This is a genomic window from Burkholderia sp. Ax-1724 (assembly GCF_011752995.1).
In the GTDB taxonomy this organism is placed as follows: Bacteria; Pseudomonadota; Gammaproteobacteria; order Burkholderiales; family Burkholderiaceae; genus Paraburkholderia.
The window spans coordinates 281,342-296,019 of record NZ_VWWL01000004.1; the positions used below are offsets into that span (position 1 = coordinate 281,342).

14 protein-coding genes are annotated in these 14,678 nt (G+C 64.5%); 4 read left to right on the plus strand and 10 right to left on the minus strand.

Going from position 1 to position 14,678, the window contains the following annotated elements; all coding sequences use genetic code 11:
- Nucleotides 1-384 precede the first annotated feature (384 nt).
- Together F3J19_RS07055 and F3J19_RS07060 are read left to right on the plus strand one after the other, a co-directional pair.
- The gene (locus F3J19_RS07055) at nt 385-1,551 is read left to right on the plus strand and encodes a PHB depolymerase family esterase (protein ID WP_167039173.1); all 1,167 of its coding nucleotides are present in this window, start codon (nt 385-387) and stop codon (nt 1,549-1,551) included.
- A 108-nt stretch (nt 1,552-1,659) separates the two neighbouring features.
- Complete coding sequence (locus tag F3J19_RS07060) at nt 1,660-1,842, plus strand: DUF3563 family protein (protein WP_167039175.1); 183 nt, start codon at nt 1,660-1,662, stop codon at nt 1,840-1,842.
- A 158-nt stretch (nt 1,843-2,000) separates the two neighbouring features.
- On the opposite strand, the gene F3J19_RS07065 is transcribed toward F3J19_RS07060, so the two are convergent.
- The 7 genes from F3J19_RS07065 to F3J19_RS07095 form a co-directional block, all read right to left on the minus strand.
- Nucleotides 2,001-2,465, minus strand: a complete 465-nt coding sequence (locus tag F3J19_RS07065) for a TspO/MBR family protein (RefSeq protein ID WP_240158777.1) — start codon at nt 2,463-2,465, stop codon at nt 2,001-2,003.
- A gap of 38 nt (nt 2,466-2,503) precedes the next feature.
- Nucleotides 2,504-4,003, minus strand: coding sequence for a deoxyribodipyrimidine photo-lyase (locus tag F3J19_RS07070; protein WP_167039177.1), 1,500 nt, complete (start codon nt 4,001-4,003; stop codon nt 2,504-2,506).
- A gap of 237 nt (nt 4,004-4,240) precedes the next feature.
- A complete protein-coding gene (locus F3J19_RS07075) occupies nt 4,241-4,660 on the minus strand; it encodes an organic hydroperoxide resistance protein (RefSeq protein WP_167039179.1) in 420 nt (139 codons plus the stop codon).
- A gap of 181 nt (nt 4,661-4,841) precedes the next feature.
- Nucleotides 4,842-5,294, minus strand: a complete 453-nt coding sequence (locus F3J19_RS07080; protein WP_167039181.1) for a MarR family transcriptional regulator — start codon at nt 5,292-5,294, stop codon at nt 4,842-4,844.
- Between the two features lie 203 nt (nt 5,295-5,497).
- Nucleotides 5,498-6,304, minus strand: a complete 807-nt coding sequence (locus F3J19_RS07085) for a BPSS1780 family membrane protein (protein ID WP_167039183.1) — start codon at nt 6,302-6,304, stop codon at nt 5,498-5,500.
- Complete coding sequence (locus F3J19_RS07090; protein ID WP_167039185.1) at nt 6,295-7,290, minus strand: homoserine kinase; 996 nt, start codon at nt 7,288-7,290, stop codon at nt 6,295-6,297. The genes F3J19_RS07085 and F3J19_RS07090 overlap by 10 nt, the downstream gene beginning before the upstream one ends.
- Nucleotides 7,291-7,529: 239 nt before the next feature.
- On the minus strand, nt 7,530-7,925 hold the full coding sequence (locus tag F3J19_RS07095) for a hypothetical protein (protein ID WP_167039187.1): 396 nt from the start codon (nt 7,923-7,925) through the stop codon (nt 7,530-7,532).
- Nucleotides 7,926-8,102: 177 nt separating this feature from the next.
- On the opposite strand from F3J19_RS07095, the gene F3J19_RS07100 reads away from it, so the two are divergent.
- Nucleotides 8,103-9,629 carry an AMP nucleosidase gene (locus tag F3J19_RS07100; protein ID WP_167039342.1) on the plus strand — a complete coding sequence of 509 codons (1,527 nt, stop codon included), beginning with the start codon at nt 8,103-8,105 and terminating at the stop codon, nt 9,627-9,629.
- A gap of 74 nt (nt 9,630-9,703) precedes the next feature.
- On the opposite strand, the gene F3J19_RS07105 is transcribed toward F3J19_RS07100, so the two are convergent.
- The 3 genes from F3J19_RS07105 to F3J19_RS07115 all read right to left on the minus strand — a co-directional run bounded on the left by F3J19_RS07105 (nt 9,704) and on the right by F3J19_RS07115 (nt 11,784).
- The gene (locus F3J19_RS07105) at nt 9,704-10,234 is read right to left on the minus strand and encodes a chromate transporter (RefSeq protein ID WP_167039189.1); all 531 of its coding nucleotides are present in this window, start codon (nt 10,232-10,234) and stop codon (nt 9,704-9,706) included.
- Nucleotides 10,231-10,800, minus strand: a complete 570-nt coding sequence (locus F3J19_RS07110; RefSeq protein WP_167039191.1) for a chromate transporter — start codon at nt 10,798-10,800, stop codon at nt 10,231-10,233. The genes F3J19_RS07105 and F3J19_RS07110 overlap by 4 nt, the downstream gene beginning before the upstream one ends.
- Before the next feature lie 240 nt (nt 10,801-11,040).
- The gene (locus tag F3J19_RS07115) at nt 11,041-11,784 is read right to left on the minus strand and encodes a TIGR00730 family Rossman fold protein (RefSeq protein WP_167039193.1); all 744 of its coding nucleotides are present in this window, start codon (nt 11,782-11,784) and stop codon (nt 11,041-11,043) included.
- A 1-nt stretch (nt 11,785) separates the two neighbouring features.
- Between F3J19_RS07115 and polA the strand changes: the two genes are divergently transcribed.
- Nucleotides 11,786-14,527, plus strand: a complete 2,742-nt coding sequence (polA, locus tag F3J19_RS07120; RefSeq protein ID WP_167039195.1) for a DNA polymerase I — start codon at nt 11,786-11,788, stop codon at nt 14,525-14,527.
- Nucleotides 14,528-14,678: the final 151 nt, after the last annotated feature.

Consider the following 14,678-nt stretch of genomic DNA (forward strand, 5'->3'; position numbering starts at 1 on the left):
GTGGGTAGCCGAACCGGCGCGCGGCCGGCACGGACGCCGCTTTCGCCCGGGTCGGGACCTTCGGCATTAACCGCCAGTATAGACGGGTGTCGCTCGCCGGTCTTGCCGCGCACCGCGCATTTACGCGCCAAATGTTGGCTGGCGAACGGGACGTCGTGCCAGCTTGCGCGGTGCTTACCGGGTGCCTGTCGTGGACGTCGACGAGCAGCGGTTAGGGTTCGACGGCAGGATGGCAACAAGGTTCGCCGGAGAGAAAATCGGACTCGGCATGATTGTCAGTCTTCGGCAACGCATGAAAAATGATGTTATTGTGCATTGCACAACTTCGTGTGAACTCGCGTTTTTCGCCGGTTTGCACTGTCCCTTTTTGCGAGGTTATCGCCGATGGCAAAAAGCCTATCGAAAATCTGGCTGCGCGGTTTGAAGCGCCTGCTCGCGATTCAAACCGAACATGCGCAAAAGTCCACCCGACGCGCGCCGGCGCGACCCGTGCGCGCCGCCGCCAACAAACCGTCGAGCAAGGCTCGTCCGCTCAAGCCGGCCGACGCGCTGCGCACGCCCGTGAAGCGCGAGTCGCGCGTGCGGCCGCGCGCGGCCGCGTGGGCGAGCGGCTCGTGGACGCGCTCGTTCCACTCCGCGCCGGTGGCGCCGGGGCGGCTCGTCAATCATCTGCAGTACGGGCTGTATGTGCCGTCGGGCCATGCGCTGGAAGCGATGCCGCTCGTCGTGATGCTGCACGGCTGCACGCAATCCATCGACGAATTCGCCGAGGGCACGCGCATGAATCTGCTCGCCGATCGCTACGGCTTTGCGGTGGTGTACCCGGAGCAGTCGAAGCACGCGCACTCGCACCGCTGCTGGCACTGGTACGACGCCAGCGACAGCGCGGGCGGCGCCGAGGCGCGCGCGGTGGTGTCGCTCGTCGACGAGCTCGTCGCGCAGCATGGTTTCGACCGGGAGCGCGTCTACGTGGCCGGGATTTCCGCGGGCGCGGGCCTGACGGCGCTGCTGGCGCTCAACTATCCGGATCGTTTCGCCGCGGTCGCGCTGCATTCCGGCCCCGCAATCGGCGAGGCCCGCTCGGGCATCGCCGCCATGGACGTGATGCGGCGCGGCGTGCGCCGCGAACCGGCCGAGCTCGTCGACGAAATGACGGACGTTGCGCAATATCCGGGCATGCCGGCGCTCATCATCCACGGCGACGCCGATCACGTGGTCGCGCCCGTCAACGCGGACCAGCTGGCGGCGCAGTTCCTGCGTCTGAACCGTCTCGTCGACGCCGACGGCGCACGCCGGGCCGGCGAAATGCGCGAAGACCGCAAGGGCGGCGTAGTGATGCGCGACTATCTGCGCGGCGGCCGGCGTGTGGTGCGGGTGTGCCGTGTGCAGGGGCTCGGCCACGCATGGGCGGGCGGCGACGACGCATTGCCGTTCCATTCCGCCAAAGGTCCGGACGCGAGCGCCATGCTGTGGGAGTTTTTCAGGCATCAGCGCCGCACGGATGCGGGACGTGCCGTGGAAGGCCTGGCGGCGTCGTCGGCCGGGAGATGACACCGGAAGCGCGCCTCGAAAATGAGTAGTAGCGCGAAACTAGGGTTTTCCCTATAATACGGGTTATCCCTTAGTTGTAACGCACAGCCTTCATTTCCGAGGTCGACCATGTATCTGCTTAGCCGCCTGTTCCTGTTTCTGACCAAATCGCCGGACCAACTCGCAAAAGAGCGCGCCGACGACTACCTCTCCGAAGCGACCGATCTCTACGATCTCGAATTCCGCATGCGCAAACTGGACCGCGAAGGCAGCGTGCGCCAGCCGTCGTGGATGAGCCAGCACTACGGCTAAGCAGGCGCGAGCGTCGCGATAGTCGGAAAAACATCGGCGTGTGGTGAGGCGCCGATGTGCGGGGCGAGCCGCTCAGGTATCGCGAACCGCCACGGGTTTTTCAGCGTAGTTGCCGCCGGGCAGCCTGCGCGCCCAACGCCCAACCAATCGGCTCCGCGTCAAGCAGCCGGATTCAACTGCCAGAGCGCGTAATTCAGTAGCGCCGCGTACGCGACCCAGATCACGTACGGCATCAGCATCACACCGGCCAGGCGGTCCCGTCGCCAGAAGACGCCGGTCAGCATAACGATCAGCACCAGCAGAATCACGATATCGGTTAATGCCATTTCCGGCCGATGCAGACCGAAGAATAGCCACATCCACGCGGCGTTGAACACCAACTGAACCACCCACAGGACGATTGCCGCGCTCAGGCCATCGCGCTTCCATACGCGCCACGCGGAAAACGCCATCAGCACGTAGAGTACGCTCCAGACCGGCGGGAAGACCCAGTTCGGCGGATTGAACGCGGGCTTTTGCAGTCCCGCGTACCAGGCCTCCGGCAAGGACAGGCTCGCGGCCCAGCCGGCCGCAAGCGTCAGAATCAGAAACACGAGCAGCGACGGCAGACGGCGCATCTTCATCCCTCCAGGCGTTTTTCTTCAATGATGTAAGCGGGCACTCACTTGCCGAAACGGGCCAGTGTACGCAGGCGCGCCTGCGCATGATCGACGATCGGCTCGGGATAATTCCCGCCCAGCACCACGCCGAATTCCGCCAGCCGTTCCGCGCCCGCCAGCCACGGCGCGTGAATCCATTTTGCCGGCAGCTTCGTAAGCTGCGGGAGATAGCGTTGGATAAAGCGCCCATCCGGGTCGAATTTTTCGGATTGCGTGACCGGGTTGAAGATGCGGAAGTACGGCTGCGCGTCGCAGCCCGTTGATGCCGCCCACTGCCAGCCGCCATTGTTCGCGGAGAAATCGAAGTCGTTGAGCCGATCGGCGAAATAGCGTTCGCCGCGGCGCCAGTCCACGCCGAGATCCTTCGTGAGGAAACTCGCCGTCACCATTCGCAAGCGGTTGTGCATGTAGCCGGTGCGGTTCAGTTGCAGCATGGCCGCGTCGACGAGCGGATAGCCGGTGCGGCCGTCGCACCACGCGGCGAATGCGGCGTCGGCTGCGGGGCCTTGTTCCCAGCGCAACTGCTCGTATTCCGGCTTGAACGAGGTGCCCTTTGCGAGGCGCGGATGATGCGCGAGGATCATGAAATAGAAATCGCGCCAGATCAGTTCGGAGAGCCACGTCGCCGCGCCTTGTCCGTCGGGCTGTAGCGACGTTTCGTAGGCGAGCCGCGCGAGCGTGCGGATCGACACCGTGCCGAAGCGCAGATGCACTGACAGATAGCTCGGCCCCTTCGCGGCGGGAAAATCGCGCCGCTCGGCATAGCTGTCGATGCGCGTCAGGAAGTCGTCGAGCAAATGCCGGGCGCCGCTCATGCCGGCGGGCAGCTTCAGGTCTGCGAGATTGCTCGGTGCGAAACCGAGCTGGCCGAGCGTGGGTAATTGCCGGTCGAGCTTGCGCGGCAGCGCCGCGAGGTGCTTCGCGTAGGCTTCCACGGGGTAGGGCTTCAGGTCGAATGCATCGAGTTGTTTGAGCCACGCGTTCCTGTACGGCGTGAACACCGTGAACGGTTTGTGCTGGCCGGTCAGCAGTTCGTCGCGCTCGAAAATCACCTGATCCTTGAACGTTAGCCACCGACGCCCCGCTTGCGCGAGGCGCACGCGCACGGTTTCGTCGCGGTCGAGCGCGACCGGTTCGTAGTCGTGATTCGCGAACACGGCATCGACGCGCAGTTCCGCGGCGAGCTTCGGCACCTGCTCGGCCGGATCGCCGTACAGCACGACGAGACCGCCGCCGTGTGCGCGCAACGCGTCGCCAAGCTCGCGCAATGACTCGAGAATGAAGTCGATGCGACGATCCGGAGCCCGCTCGCCCGGATGGCGCGCCTGCCACGCGTCGATCAACGGTTGCAGGATCGTCGTGTCGAACACGAATACGCACCAGACGCGCTCGCAATGCTTGAGCGCGTAGTACAGCGCCGCGTGGTCCGTGCTGCGCAGGTCGCGGCGGAACCAGACGAGGCCGGTATCGAAGATGTCGTTCAGGCGGCGGGCGAGTGTCATCGAGCGCGTCGGTCGGAATGAAGGGGGCTCGAAAGCCAGTGCAGCAGATTGCGTGCCCCGTGCGCCCAATGCGTCAGCGCCCGCCCCTATTGTGCAGGGGCGGGCGCTGTTCGCGAGCGCGCGAGGGTGTTGCGCCGGCGGCGCTCATTGGCGGCGTGCTTATCAGCACCATCGCCTATGCTGCCATGAGCAAAGGCCGCCGCAACGCGCAACGACTAACGCAGCGGCGAACCCAGCTTAAGCGACGTGCAGACGCACCGCGACGTTGTTGCGCGTGGCGTTCGAGTACGGGCAGACCTGGTGCGCGGCATCGACCAGTTCCTGCGCCGCATCCGCGGCGAGGCCGGGCAGCGAGATTCGCAGATCGATGTCGAGCGCGAAGCCGCCCTTGTCGTTCGGGCCGATGCCGACCTCGGCCGAGACCTGCGTGTCGGCCGGCAACGCCTGCTTGCGCTGGCCGGCGACGAACTTCATCGCGCTCAGGAAACAGGCCGAGTAGCCGGCTGCGAAGAGTTGTTCGGGGTTCGTGCCCGCTGCGCCGTTGCCGCCCAGTTCACGCGGTGCTGCCAGCTTCACGTCCAATGCATTGTCCGACGATACTGCGCGGCCGTCGCGGCCACCGGTGCTCGTTGCGCTTGCCTTGTAGAGGATGTTCATGGTGCTGCTCCTTAGCTGGGTTGTCAGGGTTTGCATGCTTGCCGCTTCGTGTTGCTTTCCGGTCCGGCCGGGTGGTTGCGAGGTAGTTACGAAGCGGCATGTCGTTAAGATAGTGCACAAATGATTTGTGTACAAATTAAATTTGAGCGGATACCGGAACAAGTCTTTTGCTGTGATTGCACTACTGGTCCATGTAATCGTTGAGCGTCGTGCGCAAGCGTGTCAGGTCGTCGCGCAGACGCAGCAGAAAGTCCGGCGTCTGCTGGGTCGCGCAGAGAATTTCGGCAGGCACCTCGCGTGCCTGGCGCTTGAGCGCCTTGCCCGCGCTGCTGAGGCGGATATAGACGATGCGTTCATCGTCGACGCCGCGCACGCGCTCGACGAGGCCTTGCGCTTCGAGGCGCTTGAGCAGCGGTGTGACGGTGGCCGGATCGAGATTCAGGCGCGCGGCCATGTCCTTGACCGCGACGTCGTCGGCTTCCCATAGCACGAGCATGGCCAGATATTGCGGATACGTGAGTCCGAGCTTGTCGAGCAGCGGCTTGTACGCTTTCGTCATCGCAAGCGAGGTCGAGTAGAGCGCGAAGCAGAGTTGCTCGTCGAGCGTGAAAGGCAGGATGGGGCGCTGTGTCATGGTGCATCTCGGCTGAAAGAGCGTACGAATGAATTGCACGCAAACCATTGTGCCGCAAATCGATGCGGGCCGGTGAGCACAGGCAGAGGCACGGGCGGGGAGCGGCGGGTAGCGCGAAAGGCGGCCGCTAAAGCAGGAAAGCGAAGGAAAGCCGCGCGAAGAAAACGCGGGCATCCCGACGATGCCCGCATGCAAGCGGTCGATCAGGCCGCCGGTTTGGTCGGCAGATCCGGCGTTTGCGGTGTCTGCACGCCGAAGCAGCCGCGGTAGGTCGCGTAGAACGAGCAGTACAGCATGGTCGTGACGATCATCGTCGCGGGCATCAGGACCGCGAACGCGAAGTCGGCGGCGCCGAGCGCCTGCATCACCGCGGACAGACCGAACGACACCAGCGTCGCGACCGCGAACCACAGCGCCACGAACACGACGAAAGCACCGCGATTGCGCCAGCAACTGACGACGCTGAAGAACATCGCCTTGACGGGCGGCACGTCGTGCCAGGCGGCGAGAATCGGCGAGAACCAGAACAGCATCGCAACCGGCACATAGAACGCGAGCGCCGTGAGCACCGCGAGCGGGATGTTGCTGTTGACGATCGCGTCCTGATCCAGCTGCGCGCCGCCGAGCATCACCTTCAGCAGCATGCCGCCGTCGGCGAGCGCGGAGCCGGCCAGCACAAGCGCCATCGCGACGACATACAGCGCGCCGAGCACGAGCAGCCGCCGCGCGACCACCGGGCCGTACGAATGAAAGCCATCCACGAGGATGGTCGGGAACACCGGCTTGCCCGCGATCGTGTTGCGGCACGCGGCCATGAAGCCGACCGCGACGCCGGGAATGAACAGCAGCGGCAACACGCCGCCGATCACCGGAATCTGCGAGACGAGCGTCATCACCAGCACATAGGTGAAGAACAGCGTCAGGAACGCGAGCGGATTCTTACGGAACAGCCAGATACCTTGCCGGAACCATACATAGCCGGTTTTCGCGGGGACTTCGATCAGTTGCATGAGGTAGGGATGCCTGGATGCGCGACGCCGGCGAGGCGTTCGCGCAGAATGCGTTCGAAATGGCCGGGATCGTGCGGCTTGAGCAGCTCGGCCGCGCGCGGCAGGTGAAAATCATACAGGCGCGAGACCCAGAAACGGTACGCACCCGCTCGCAGCATGTCGCCCCAGTGGCGGTTTTCCTCGGCGGTGAACGGCCGCACCGTCTGGTACGCGCGCAACAGCGCTTCGGTGCGCGCGGCGTCGAGCTTGCCGGTCGCGAGGTCGACGCACCAGTCGTTGACGGTCACCGCGACGTCGAACAGCCACTTGTCGCAACCGGCGAAATAGAAGTCGAAGAAGCCGCCGAGCCGCACTTCGTGGCCCGTATCGGGCGCCGCATGCGCGAACATCGCATTGTCGCGGAACAGGTCGGCATGGCACGGGCCTGCGGGCAGCGCCGCGTAATCGGCCGAGGCGAAGAACGCTTCCTGATGCGCGAGCTCGGACGCCAGCAACTCGCGCGGCTCGCCTTCGAGAAACGGCAGGATGGTCGGCACGGTCTCGCGCCACCACGGCAGGCTGCGCAGATTCGGCTGATAGCGCGGATAGTCGCGGCCCGCGAGGTGCATGCGCGCGAGCATCTGCCCGACTTCGACGCAGTGCTCGACGCCCGGCGCGAGTTCCGGCTTGCCTTCGAGCTTCGTCACGATGGTCGCGGGCTTGCCGAGCAGCATGCCGAACAGCGCGCCGTCGAGGCGCGGCATCGGGTCCGGCACCGGCACGCGGTGCGCGGCGAGGTGGCGCATCAGGTCCAGATAGAAGGGCAACTGCTCGGCGGTCAGCTTTTCGAAAATCGTCAGCACGTATTCGCCGCGCGTCGTCGTCAGGAAGAAGTTGCTGTTTTCAATACCGGACGAGATGCCGCGAAGCTCGACGACATCGCCGAGATCGTAGTGACGCATCCATTCTGCGAGTTGGGATTCGTTGACAGCGGTGAAGACAGCCATGCGGGAAACGTCGGATCAGGTTGCTCGGGCTGGCGCGATGCGGCCAGTGCGAAGTGTGGCGAATGGATGTTGCGAATACGGTGTCGAACGATGCGGCGGGACGCGGGCGATTCCGGCTGGACTCGCCGGCAAACAGGACAAGCGCGACGGGCGCATTGCCGCATGTAGCGCCGGAGCAACCCGCCAGCCACCGGAATCAGGCGCGGCGGCCCACGACAGCCGCGCCCACGCGCATCGGCTCAATAGTGCAGATTCACCGAAGGCAAGCGCGTGCTCGGACGGCCGCTATCGTGGACAGTGGGCGAGGTGTCGAGCGGCGCGCTCATCTGATAGCGCGTGCCGAAATTCGAGTGCACGTTGATTTCGACCGGCTTGCCTTTGTCGCGGTATTCGGTGATTTCGGTGCCGTTCGGGCTGACTTCGTGGAAGCTCGGCGTGCGCGGAACGTTGATGTCGACCTTCGAGCTGACCTCGGCGCCCGGACGGTTGATCTTGTCCAGGTCGGGCAGACCGGCCCGTTCATTGGCGGACTGGGGCGCGTCGGCGGGCGGCGGTTCGTCGACGGGCTGGGCAGCCATCGCGGCGTTGCCGAAGGCGAGGGCCAGCGCAACGGCGACGGGAAGGAGCGGCTTCATGGTGATTCTCCGATGGGATGCGCCGATTCTAGCAAATCCGGCCTCGCGTACGGTCGCGAAGCCTTATTTTGCGCCGCTTTCGCGCGCCGCGCGCGAACCGTGCCGGGAACGCCGCGAGGCCATGTGGCGCGCGCGTGTTCCGTGGTAATGTCGTCTCATCAATAGGGGTGAACGATGATGAACAACGATATCAATCAGCGCGCGCTGCAGACGCCCGCCAACAGCTTCCCGACCGAAGGCTTCGACGACGCGGCCGAGGCCGTCACCCGCCTCGCCGCGATCTACGAGGCGAACACGTCGTTTCTGCGCGATGCGTTCGCGCGTTATCGCCGCAACGAACTGTTCGAGCGCCGCGTGCGCGCGTGCTATCCGTTCGTGCGCGTGCGCACCGAGGTCAACACGCACGTCGATTCGCGCCGCTCGTACGGCTTCGTCGCCGGGCCGGGCGTGTTCGAGACGACGGTCACGCGTCCCGATCTGTTCGGCGACTACTATCGCGAGCAGTTGCGCCTGCTCGCGAAGAACCATCATGTGCAGATCGAGGTCGGCGTGTCGGACCAGCCGATTCCGATTCACTTCGCGTTCGCCGAGGGCATTCACCTCGAAGGCGATCTGGACCGCGAGCGTCTGTTCCTGATGCGCGACATCTTCGACACGCCGGACCTCGCGCTGCTCGACGACCGCATCGTCAACGGCACGTACGAGCCGATGCCGGGCGAGCCGCATCCGCTCGCGCTTTTCACGGCGGCGCGCGTCGACTTCTCGCTGCATCGGCTGAAGCACTACACGGCGACCTCGCCGACGCACGTGCAGAACTACGTGCTGTACACGAACTACCAGTTCTATATCGACGAGTTCGTCAAGTTAGGCCGCACGATGATGGCCCGTACCGACGACGAGCAACTGCGCGTCCATCGCAGCGAATACACGTCGTTCGTCGAGCCCGGCGACGTGATTACCTATAACGAGAATCTCGGCGAGCAGGCGCAGGAAGGCGCGCCGCCGCCGCGTCTGCCGCAGATGCCCGCGTATCACCTGAAGCGCGCGGACGGCAGCGGCATCACGATGGTCAACATCGGGGTCGGGCCGTCGAATGCGAAGACCATTACCGATCACATCGCGGTGCTGCGTCCGCATGCGTGGATCATGCTCGGCCACTGCGCGGGTCTGCGCAACACGCAGCGTCTCGGCGACTACGTGCTCGCGCACGGCTATGTGCGCGAAGACCATGTGCTCGATGCCGATCTGCCGCTATGGGTGCCGATCCCGGCACTTGCCGAAGTGCAGGTCGCGCTCGAGCGCGCGGTCGCGCAGGTTACGCAGCTCGACGGCGTCGAGTTGAAGCGCGTGATGCGCACGGGCACGGTGGCGAGCGTCGACAACCGCAACTGGGAACTGCGCGATCATCGCGAGCCGGTGCAGCGGCTGTCGCAGAGCCGCGCGATCGCGCTCGACATGGAAAGCGCGACGATCGCCGCGAACGGCTTCCGCTTCCGCGTGCCTTACGGCACCTTGCTGTGCGTCTCGGACAAGCCCTTGCATGGCGAACTGAAGCTGCCCGGCATGGCGGATCAGTTCTATCGCGCGCAGGTCGATCAGCATTTGCAGATCGGCGTGATGGCGATGGAGATCTTGCGCACGAACGGGCTGCACCGCCTGCATAGCCGCAAGCTGCGCAGTTTCGCCGAGGTGGCGTTTCAGTAGGCCAAGGGCGAGCGGGTTGCGTCGGCCCGCTCGCGCTGCGTTAGCGTTGCCTCAGCCTCGCATCGCATCTGCCATCACACCTGCCCGAAGCCGGTCAGCCCGATCAGGCTGCCGGCCGCCAGCAGCCAGAGCGGATGAATGCGCGTCTTCGTCGCCAGCACGGCGGTGAACGCGGTGATGGCCCATGCGATCGCGTTCGGGTTCGATGCTTTCGCGATCAGCGCCGCGCTGGCCGCGACGATGCCGGCCGTCACCGGCACGAGCCCGAGTTGCGCATAGCGCCGCCACGGGCGGTCCTTGAAGCGATCCCACGCATGTAGCGCGAGGACCGTTACGAGCGACGACGGTCCGAACTTCGCGATCGACGTCACGAGCATGCCGGCCCAGCCGGCCACATGCCAGCCGATCAGCGTCACGATCATCAGGTTCGGCCCCGGCGCGGCCTGCGCCAGCGCGAACAGCGCGCTGAATTCGCTGGCCGGCATCCAGTGATGCACCTCGACCACCTGCCGCTGCATTTCCGGAAGAATCGTATTGCCGCCGCCGAATGCGAGCAGCGAAAGCTGGCTGAAGATGATGGCGAGAGAAACGAGCGTGTCGTTCATCGTGCGTTCCTCGCTGCGAGATAGATGCTGATCGGCGTGAGCACGAGCATTGTCGGCAGAAGCGGAACGCGCAGGATCGCAATCGCGATGAAGCCGAGTACCGCGATCAGCGCGGCCAGCGGCTGGTTGCGCAACGGCAGCACGATCTTGATCGCCATCGCGATCAGCAATCCCGAGGCCGCGGCCGCGAGTCCCGCGAACAGATGGCGCACGTGCGGATCGTTCTGCGTGTGCTCGTAAAGCACGCCGAGCCCGATCACGACGAGCGAGGGCCCGGCGATGAGTCCGAGCAGGCCCGCGAGCGCGCCGGGCACGCCGCGAAAGCGCATGCCGAGCGCGACCGCGAGATTGATGACGTTGCCGCCCGGCAGGAATTGACAGAGGCCGAGCAGATCGGTGAATTCGTCGGCGCTGAGCCAGCGGCGCTGTTCGACGATCGCGCGGCGCGCGAGCGGCAGGGCGCCGCCGAATGAAATCAGCCCGAGGCCGAGAAAGCCACCGAAGATTTCCCGCGATGTCGGCGTGGGCGCGAGCGCGGGTTCGGACGAGGTGAGTTCGTGGTTCATATCGCGAGGCTTCGAGTAGAAGCTCAGCAGGTTAGCGCCGAACCGGCGGCCCGCAAAACGATTTTTACGCGAACGTGTCGTTCGCGCGCGAGAGCCGCCTATAACCCGCCCATAACCGTAAGCGCGCCGCAAACTGCCCTGCAAAACGAAAGCGGGCGGCCCGAAGGCCGCCCGCCAGATGCGTGGCGATGCGCGTGATCTCACGCGCAAGGCTCAGGCTATTCGCGTGGCATCACGCGATTACAGATAGAACATCCTGTCCTCATCCGACTTGGCCGGATGCGCCTCGCCTTCCTCGCGGTCTTCGTAGAACTTCAGCACCGCTTCGAGCACCTGGTCCGGATCGTCGATCACCTGCATCAGATCGATGTCGGTCGGATTGATGAGGCCCATCGGGATCAGCGAGCTCTTGAACCACCCGAGCAGTCCTTCCCAGAACTCGGCGCCGACCAGGATGATCGGCACGTGGCGCGACTTCTTGGTTTGAATCAGCGTGAGTACTTCGGCCAGTTCGTCGAGCGTGCCGAAGCCGCCCGGCATTACGATGACCGCGTCGGAGTTCTTCACGAACGTGACCTTGCGCGTGAAGAAGTGGCGAAAGCGCAGCGAGATGTCCTGCCATTGATTGCCCGACTGCTCGTGCGGCAACTCGATGTTCAGACCGACCGACGGCGCCTTGCCCGCATGTGCGCCCTTGTTGGCCGCTTCCATGATGCCGGGGCCGCCGCCGGAGATCACCGCGAAGCCTGCGTCCGACAGTTTGCGGGCGATCTGCGTGGTGAGTTTGTAGTAGGGCGAGTTCGGTTTGAGGCGTGCCGAACCGTAGATGCTGACTGCCGGGCGGATCTCCGAGAGGTATTCGGTCGCCTCGATAAACTCTGCCATAATCGTGAACATCTGCCACGATGCGCGGGCTTTTTTGGCCGTTGCGCGCTCTTGATCTGCGAGCGATCGCAGACTCGGAATCACTTTTCTCTTAGTCATAATGCCTGAAGAACGAAGCCTTGAAGGTAAGACCCTGCTGTTGGTCGACGGTTCGAGTTATCTGTACCGGGCCTACCATGCGATGCCTGATCTGCGCGGTCCCGATGGTGGCCCGACCGGTGCGCTCTACGGGATCATCAACATGCTGCGGCGCATGCGCAAGGAAGTCACGGCAGAGTATAGCGCGTGCGTGTTCGACGCCAAGGGCAAAACGTTTCGCGACGACTGGTATCCCGACTACAAGGCGAACCGTCCGTCGATGCCCGATGATCTCTCGCGCCAGATCGAGCCGATTCACGTCGCGGTGCGCGCGCTCGGCTGGCCGCTGCTGATGATCGAAGGCGTCGAGGCCGACGACGTGATCGGCACGCTCTCCACCGCGGCGGAAAAGCTCGGCATGAACGTGATCGTCTCGACCGGCGACAAAGACCTCGCGCAACTCGTGTCGGAGCGCGTCACGCTCGTCAATACGATGACCAACGAAACGCTCGATCGCGACGGCGTGGTTGCGAAGTTCGGCGTGCCGCCGGAGCGCATCGTCGACTATCTGTCGCTGATCGGCGACACAGTGGATAACGTGCCGGGCGTCGAGAAGTGCGGCCCGAAAACGGCCGTCAAGTGGCTCACGCAATACGACTCGCTCGACGGCATCGTCGAGCATGCGAGCGAGATCAAGGGCGCGGTCGGCGACAATCTGCGCCGCGCGCTCGACTTCCTGCCGATGGCGCGCAAGCTCGTGACCGTCGAGCGTCATTGCGATCTGACCGGCCATCTCGCGTCGATCGAGGAAAGCTTGCCGAGCCTTCCCGAGTCGCGCGAAGAATTGCGCGACGTCTTCACGCGCCACGGCTTCAAGACGTGGCTGCGCGAAGTCGAAACCGCCGCCGCCGAAGAGGGGCCGGCAACCGACGCGCCGCCCGCGCTCGCGGTGGATCAGGAGCGCCACTACGACACCGTGCAGACGTGGGAGCAGTTCGACGCGTGGCTCGAAAAAATCGACGCGGCCGCACTGACTTCGTTCGATACCGAAACCACCTCGCTCGATCCGATGATCGCGCAGATCGTCGGCCTGTCGCTCTCGGTCGAAGCGGGCAGTGCGGCCTATGTGCCGCTCGCGCATCGCGGTCCCGACGCACCCGTGCAACTGCCGCGCGACGAAGTGCTCGCGAAGCTCAAGCCGTGGCTCGAAAGCGCGCAGCACAAGAAGGTCGGCCAGCATCTGAAGTACGACGAACAGGTGCTCGCGAACTACGGCATCGAAATGCGCGGCGTCGAGCACGACACGCTGCTCGAATCGTACGTGCTCGAATCGCATCGCACGCACGACATGGACAGTCTCGCGCTGCGTCATCTCGGCGTAAAGACGATCAAGTACGAAGAGGTCGCGGGCAAGGGTGCGCAGCAGATCGGCTTCGACGAAGTCGCGCTCGAGCAGGCCGCCGAATACGCGGCCGAAGACGCCGACATCACCTTGCGTCTGCATCAGGCGATGTATCCGCAGATCGCCGCCGATAAATCGCTCGAACGCGTGTATCGCGAGATCGAGGTGCCGACCTCGCGCGTGCTGCGCAAGATGGAGCGCACGGGCGTGCTGATCGACGCGGAGAAGCTGCGTCAGCAAAGCAGCGAGATCGCCACGCGGCTGATCGAACTCGAAGGCGAGGCGTACGAACTCGCGGGCGGCGAGTTCAACCTCGGTTCGCCGAAGCAGATCGGCCAGATCTTCTTCGAGAAGCTCGAGTTGCCGGTGGTCAAGAAGACGCCGAGCGGCGCGCCGTCCACCGACGAAGAAGTGTTGCAGAAGCTCGCTGAAGACTATCCGCTGCCGAAGATCCTGCTCGAACATCGCGGCCTCTCGAAGCTGAAGTCGACCTATACCGACAAGCTGCCGCGCATGGTCAACCCGCAAACGGGCCGCGTGCACACCAACTATGCGCAGGCCGTCGCGGTGACGGGGCGGCTCGCATCGAACGATCCGAACCTGCAGAATATTCCGGTGCGGACCGGCGAAGGCCGCCGCATCCGCGAGGCGTTTATCGCGCCGCCGGGCCACAAGCTCGTGTCCGCCGATTATTCGCAGATCGAATTGCGCATCATGGCGCACATCTCCGGCGACGAATCGCTGATGCGCGCGTTTTCGCAGGGTGAGGACATTCACCGCGCCACCGCCTCGGAAATCTTCGGCGTGACGCCGCTCGAAGTGTCGAGCGACCAGCGGCGCGTCGCGAAGGTCATCAACTTCGGCCTGATCTACGGCATGAGCGCGTTCGGCCTCGCGTCGAACCTCGGCATCACGCGCGACGCGGCCAAGATGTATATCGACCGCTACTTCGCGCGCTATCCGGGCGTCGCGCGCTACATGGACGAGACGCGCACGAGCGCCAAGGCGAAGGGCTACGTCGAAACCGTGTTCGGTCGCCGCCTGTGGCTGCCCGAGATCAACGGCGGCAACGGTCCGCGCCGCCAGGCGGCCGAGCGTGCCGCGATCAATGCACCGATGCAGGGCACCGCCGCCGACCTCATCAAGATGTCGATGATCGCCGTGCAGAAGTGGATCGAAGACTCGAACATCGGCACGCGCATGATTATGCAGGTACACGACGAACTGATTCTCGAAGTGCCCGACGCCGAGTTGTCCGAGGTCCGCAAACGTCTGCCCGAACTGATGTGCGGCGTCGCCGCGCTGAAGGTGCCGCTCGTGGCCGAGGTCGGCGCGGGCCTGAACTGGGAGGAAGCGCATTGACATGCCTGTGACACAGGTACGATGAGTGCGCGATAACGTCGTGCGCATGTCACACATGGGTTTTGGCGACTTGTGGCATCCCGTGAGGGTCGAGGACAATCGGGTCAGGACGGCGCATTCATGCGCAGCGTCGCGACAGATAATTCATCGG

Coding starts and splice junctions, on each gene's coding strand:
- F3J19_RS07055 (WP_167039173.1), top strand. CDS start 385: ATGGCAAAAAGCCTATCGAAAATCTGGCTGCGCGGTTTGAAGCGCCTG.
- F3J19_RS07060 (WP_167039175.1), top strand. CDS start 1,660: ATGTATCTGCTTAGCCGCCTGTTCCTGTTTCTGACCAAATCGCCGGAC.
- F3J19_RS07065 (WP_240158777.1), bottom strand. CDS start 2,465: ATGAAGATGCGCCGTCTGCCGTCGCTGCTCGTGTTTCTGATTCTGACG.
- F3J19_RS07070 (WP_167039177.1), bottom strand. CDS start 4,003: ATGACACTCGCCCGCCGCCTGAACGACATCTTCGATACCGGCCTCGTC.
- F3J19_RS07075 (WP_167039179.1), bottom strand. CDS start 4,660: ATGAACATCCTCTACAAGGCAAGCGCAACGAGCACCGGTGGCCGCGAC.
- F3J19_RS07080 (WP_167039181.1), bottom strand. CDS start 5,294: ATGACACAGCGCCCCATCCTGCCTTTCACGCTCGACGAGCAACTCTGC.
- F3J19_RS07085 (WP_167039183.1), bottom strand. CDS start 6,304: ATGCAACTGATCGAAGTCCCCGCGAAAACCGGCTATGTATGGTTCCGG.
- F3J19_RS07090 (WP_167039185.1), bottom strand. CDS start 7,290: ATGGCTGTCTTCACCGCTGTCAACGAATCCCAACTCGCAGAATGGATG.
- F3J19_RS07095 (WP_167039187.1), bottom strand. CDS start 7,925: ATGAAGCCGCTCCTTCCCGTCGCCGTTGCGCTGGCCCTCGCCTTCGGC.
- F3J19_RS07100 (WP_167039342.1), top strand. CDS start 8,103: ATGAACAACGATATCAATCAGCGCGCGCTGCAGACGCCCGCCAACAGC.
- F3J19_RS07105 (WP_167039189.1), bottom strand. CDS start 10,234: ATGAACGACACGCTCGTTTCTCTCGCCATCATCTTCAGCCAGCTTTCG.
- F3J19_RS07110 (WP_167039191.1), bottom strand. CDS start 10,800: ATGAACCACGAACTCACCTCGTCCGAACCCGCGCTCGCGCCCACGCCG.
- F3J19_RS07115 (WP_167039193.1), bottom strand. CDS start 11,784: ATGACTAAGAGAAAAGTGATTCCGAGTCTGCGATCGCTCGCAGATCAA.
- polA (WP_167039195.1), top strand. CDS start 11,786: ATGCCTGAAGAACGAAGCCTTGAAGGTAAGACCCTGCTGTTGGTCGAC.